Below are 4,810 nucleotides of genomic sequence, written 5' to 3'. Positions count from 1 at the left end.
GGGTCGGCGTATCAAGATTTCGGGGGCTCAGTGGGATGAGAGTAACGTCCCACAAGTCTTGAAGCATCGGTGTGCCTACCTCAACGGGCAATTTTCAACTTGAGTCTTACAAAACTGAGATGCACTCGGAGGGAGGAGTTATAAGTTATAAGTTATAAGTTATAAGTTATAAGTTATAAGTTATAAGTTAAAAATGATTGTACCAGTAGTTAGTCATAAGTCGCCAAATTGAATTAAAAAATATTCTGTTTTCTAATTCAATTTTTCTCTATACTGTTTGATGCATAAGTTAAAAATGATTGTACCAGTAGTTAGAAGTCGCCAAATTGAATTAAAAAATATTCTGTCTCCTAACTCCTAACTCCTAACTCCTACCTCCTAACTCCTAACTCCTACCTCCTAACTCCTAACTCCTACCTCCTAACTCCTAACTCCTAACTCCCACCTCCTAACTCCTAACTCCTAACTCCTACCTCCTAACTCCTAACTCCTAACTCCTAACTCCTAACTCCTAACTCCTAACTCCTACCTCCTAACTCCTAACTCCTACCTCCTAACTCCTAACTCCTAACTCCTAACTCCTACCTCCTAACTCCTAACTCCTAACTCCCACCTCCTAACTCCTAACTCCTAACTCCTACCTCCTAACTCCTATCTCCTAACTCCCACCTCCTAACTCCTAACTCCTAACTCCTAACTCCTACCTCCTAACTCCTATCTCCTATCTCCTAATTTTTTAATTGTAAATAATTATGACAATTAAAAAATTATCTCGATTTTTTTGATTTTCCACTTGACAACAATACTAGCCAATGTTTATAATATAATCATTGGAAAAAGAGCCGCGCTTCTTGCTTGACCCGGCACAAGCGCGGCTCTTTCCCAAACCACAGTTTAGGTAACTCTATAATATGGCAAAAAAACGATTCGTTCATCATCCCATCGATTATCACGAAGCTATGGAGCGTCTTGAACAGCTTGGACAACAGAGGGAGCCAAGGGAGGAAAATATCTATCCCTATCCCATCACGGAACGAGAGCAAATCCTAATCCTACTGTACAGTTACTGCCAATTGGGCATGACACCGCAACGGTTTTACCAGAAGTGGGACCTGACTCGCGAAGATATGGCTTTGATCTGCTCCTGTTCCGTTCAAACCGTTAATGGCTGGTTTTCCACTAGTCGTCGCTGTTATCCTCCCACTGCTGGTCACTTGCGCCATCTAGCGATTATGGATTTTTTGTTGGAGGATTTTGAGACTATTCCGAAGGAGTTATTGGAGCGATTGTGCTTGAAGGAGGAGAGAATGTAGAATGTAGAATGGAGAATTAAGAATGTAGAATGTAGAATGGAGAATTAAGAATTAAGAATGGAGAATGGAGAATGGAGAATTAAGAATTAAGAATGGAGAATTAAGAATGGTGAAGTCAGAAGGCAGAAGGCAGAAGGCCGGGCGTTGCTTAATAATGGAATAATTTTATGAATTTTGTGGAACGGGCATCTTGCTTCTGATATTTTCACCCCAGGCAGGATGCCCACCCCACTCATATTCATTCCTTGATTCAGCAACGCCGAAGTCAGAATTCCCAATTCTAAATTCTAAATTCTACATTCTACATTCTACATTCTACATTCTAAATTCTTCATTCTTAATTCTTAATTCTCAAGATAGAGGCTCGTTAAAATCATCACTGATCCATCCTTGTCCTTCTAGCAAGCCTGAAATCCGAGGAGCCTGAGATTGACTGGGCTCAGATTTAACATACTTGAGAGCCAGAAACTCGACAAAATCAAACACCATGCGTTGTTGCTGTGGTGGTAATGCCTGCAAGCTTTTCAGGAATTCTTTAGGTAAACCTATCGTCTGGTAATTCATCACTACCCTTTCATCAAACACTAATAGCTGCTGACTTGATAGAAGGCGTTGCTGAATAATGGAATGATTTTAAGAGTGAGGTGGAATGGGCATCTTGCGTGGAACTGGCATCTTGGTAGAACTGGCATCTTGCCAGTTTCCTCCTTATTTTCGAGCGGGCAAGATGCCCACTCTACTCATATTCATTCAAAGATTCAGCAATGCTTGATAGAACTTATCTAATCTTATCTCTTCTTGGCCACAATGTCTTGATGCAATAAGTAGTCGGACAAAAGTAAAATTAACTGTTGAAATAGGGAACAGGGAGCAGGGAGCAGGGAACAGAGGGATTTTTATAACTTTACACAACTTAATAAAGGTAGGTTTATTTTTCTCCAGCTACTTAGCCAGTGGGTAATTGCTATGATAAAATATCATTCCAATAGCTGGTAAGTGAGGAGTGTGGCTATTGCAACAACTATTACGTATTTCTAGAGTAATTGATAGCTTCAACGAGAGAATCGGTCGCTTAACCTACTGGATTTTGCCACTGATGATCCTGATTGGAGTGTGGAATGTAGTTGGTCGCTACTTGGGACGTTTTATAGGAGAAAATTTGAGTTCTAATGGGTTTATCGAAACTCAGTGGTACTTGTTTGACTTAGTATTCCTGTTGGGGGCGGCTTACACTCTCAAGCATAATGGTCATGTGCGAGTGGATGTTTTTTATAAGAGTTTGAAGCCAAAGGCTCAAGCGATCGCTAATTTAATTGGGACATTATTGTTCTTAATTCCGTTCTGCATCATGGTAATTTATTTTTCTTGGGGGGCAATTATTAATTCCTGGACGATTCAAGAGATGTCCCCAGATCCAGGAGGGTTACCCCGTTACCCAATTAAATCCATGATTATTGTCAGCTTTGGGTTGCTGATTCTTCAAGGAATCTCAGAAGCCATCAAAAACTGGGCAATTTTTGCCGGATATTTGGCACCCCAGGAGGAGGAATAAAACCATGGGTTATGACTGGTTAGGTCCAGCCATGTTTGGCGGTGCCTTGGTATTACTTTCCATGGGTTACCCGGTAGCCTTCTCCCTAGGTGGGGTGGCAATTTTGTTTGCCATCGTGGGAGTGAGTTTGGGTATCTTTGACCCGATTTTCCTGACCGCTATGCCCCAGCGGATTTTCGGGATCATGGGCAACTACACTCTCCTAGCAGTGCCCTACTTTATTTTTATGGGTTCCATGCTAGAAAAATCTGGGATTGCTGAGCAGCTGTTGGAAACCATGGGAATTCTGTTTGGACGGCTGCGAGGGGGATTGGCCTTAGCGGTGGTAATTGTGGGTGCGTTGCTGGCCGCATCTACTGGAGTCGTTGCCGCAACAGTAGTAGCAATGGGACTGATTTCCCTACCAATTATGTTGCGCTACGGTTATAACAAAGAACTAGCCACTGGCGTAATCGTGGCATCGGGGACATTAGGACAGATTATCCCCCCGAGTGTCGTACTGGTCGTATTGGCAGATCAGTTAGGAATTTCCGTAGGAGACCTGTTTATCGGTTCCGTGATTCCTGGTTTAATTATGGCTGGGGCGTTTGCCATTCATGTGATCATCGTAGCATGGCTCAAGCCAGATGCAGCACCAGCCCTACCACTAGAAGTCCGAGATATCAGTGGAAAAGCGTTGGGAAAGCGGGTAATCCAATCAATGATACCGCCGTTATTGTTAATTCTGCTAGTATTGGGCAGTATATTTTTTGGCATTGCCACTCCAACAGAAGCAGGGGCTGTGGGTTGCCTCGGCGCAATGGTATTGGCTGGTGTGAATGGTCAGTTGAATTTGCCATCCCTGCGACAGAGCTCTGATGCCACGATGCGGATTACCAGCATGGTGATATTTATATTGCTGGGTTCAACAGCATTTAGTTTAGTGTTTCGTGGCTTGAATGGCGATCGCGTAATGGAAGCGATGCTGTTAAACCTTCCCGGCGGTTACATTGGCTTCCTAGTAGTCAGTATGTTAACTATTTTCCTACTAGGCTTCTTTATAGACTTTTTTGAGATTGCCTTTATTGTAGTACCGCTGTTTGCTCCAGTGGCTCAACAGCTTAACCTTGACTTGGTCTGGTACGGGGTAATTATCGGAGCCAATCTCCAAGCCTCATTTCTGACACCACCCTTTGGCTTTGCTCTGTTTTATTTACGGGGTGTTGCCCCACCAGAGGTGAAAACCATGGAAATTTACCGAGGTGCGATTCCCTTTATTCTGTTGCAACTGCTGGTGCTAGTGTTGATTATTGCCTTTCCTGGTATAGTCAGTTTCTTGCCCTCTTTGAGTACTTGATTTGAAAATCTAGGTTAATGGGAGTCGGGAGTGGAACAGGCATCTTGCCTGTTACAATTCCCAGTCGGGAGTCGGGAGTCGGGAGTGGAACAGGCATCTTGCCTGTTACAATTCCCAGGCGGGCTGTCCCAATACTGGCGCTCGGTGTTGAAGATCAGGGCAAGCCCGCCCCTAAAGCACCACTAGCAACTGCCCGCCTCACAAGATTTTGAACAGGAGTAGAGTGGGCATCCTGCCCGCCCGAAAATAAGCATGAAACTGGCAAGATGCCAGTTCCACGCCTGATGCCCATTCCACGCCTGATGCCTATTCCACCTCACTCTTAAAATCATTCCATTATTAAGCAACGCAACGGTTGGAGGATTTTTAGACTCTTGTGGTAGTCGGTAGTATTATTTATTAATGTAAAGAAAATTTAACTTAATTTAAACCGATACTGTGAAATCCAATCTATCACTGCCCCATCACAACACCTTCAAAGCGTCCCAGTTACCGACTATAGTCACAGATAGCCTCACGGTTTTGTGGGGGGACTGGCTAAAGTTACGGGTGCGAGCCACCCAAGTCGTTGCTAGTGGGCTAATCTCCCCAGTGATCTACATATTGGCA

At 43.7% G+C, this 4,810-nt stretch carries 6 protein-coding genes; 4 read left to right on the top strand and 2 right to left on the bottom strand.

The window, feature by feature from the left end; translation table 11 throughout:
- The first annotated feature begins 911 nt into the window (after positions 1 to 911).
- Positions 912 to 1,313 (top strand): hypothetical protein, encoded by a 402-nt coding sequence (locus F6K51_RS35280; RefSeq protein WP_293030289.1) that lies wholly within the window; start codon positions 912 to 914, stop codon positions 1,311 to 1,313.
- 351 nt (positions 1,314 to 1,664) lie between these two features.
- Here the strand turns inward: F6K51_RS35280 and F6K51_RS35275 are convergent, their stop codons facing one another.
- Entirely contained in the window at positions 1,665 to 1,877 is a 213-nt protein-coding gene (locus tag F6K51_RS35275) for a DUF2281 domain-containing protein (protein WP_293030286.1), read from the bottom strand.
- 85 nt (positions 1,878 to 1,962) lie between these two features.
- Here F6K51_RS35275 and F6K51_RS35270 point away from each other — a divergent pair, with 85 nt between their 5' ends.
- The 3 genes from F6K51_RS35270 to F6K51_RS35260 all read left to right on the top strand — a co-directional run bounded on the left by F6K51_RS35270 (position 1,963) and on the right by F6K51_RS35260 (position 4,201).
- Positions 1,963 to 2,085, top strand: a complete 123-nt coding sequence (locus F6K51_RS35270; protein ID WP_293030283.1) for a hypothetical protein — start codon at positions 1,963 to 1,965, stop codon at positions 2,083 to 2,085.
- Between the two features lie 240 nt (positions 2,086 to 2,325).
- Positions 2,326 to 2,865 carry a TRAP transporter small permease subunit gene (locus F6K51_RS35265; protein ID WP_293030280.1) on the top strand — a complete coding sequence of 180 codons (540 nt, stop codon included), beginning with the start codon at positions 2,326 to 2,328 and terminating at the stop codon, positions 2,863 to 2,865.
- Between the two features lie 4 nt (positions 2,866 to 2,869).
- On the top strand, positions 2,870 to 4,201 hold the full coding sequence (locus tag F6K51_RS35260; RefSeq protein ID WP_293030277.1) for a TRAP transporter large permease subunit: 1,332 nt from the start codon (positions 2,870 to 2,872) through the stop codon (positions 4,199 to 4,201).
- Here F6K51_RS35260 and F6K51_RS35255 read toward each other — a convergent pair.
- Positions 4,173 to 4,298, bottom strand: coding sequence for a hypothetical protein (locus tag F6K51_RS35255; protein ID WP_293030274.1), 126 nt, complete (start codon positions 4,296 to 4,298; stop codon positions 4,173 to 4,175). The genes F6K51_RS35260 and F6K51_RS35255 overlap by 29 nt on opposite strands.
- Positions 4,299 to 4,810: the final 512 nt, after the last annotated feature.

The sequence above is a fragment of the Moorena sp. SIO3I8 genome, from assembly GCF_010692325.1.
Taxonomy (GTDB): Bacteria; Cyanobacteriota; Cyanobacteriia; order Cyanobacteriales; family Coleofasciculaceae; genus Moorena.
Note: the sequence above shows the minus strand (reverse complement) of the source record. Positions and strands in the feature narration are given on the sequence as shown.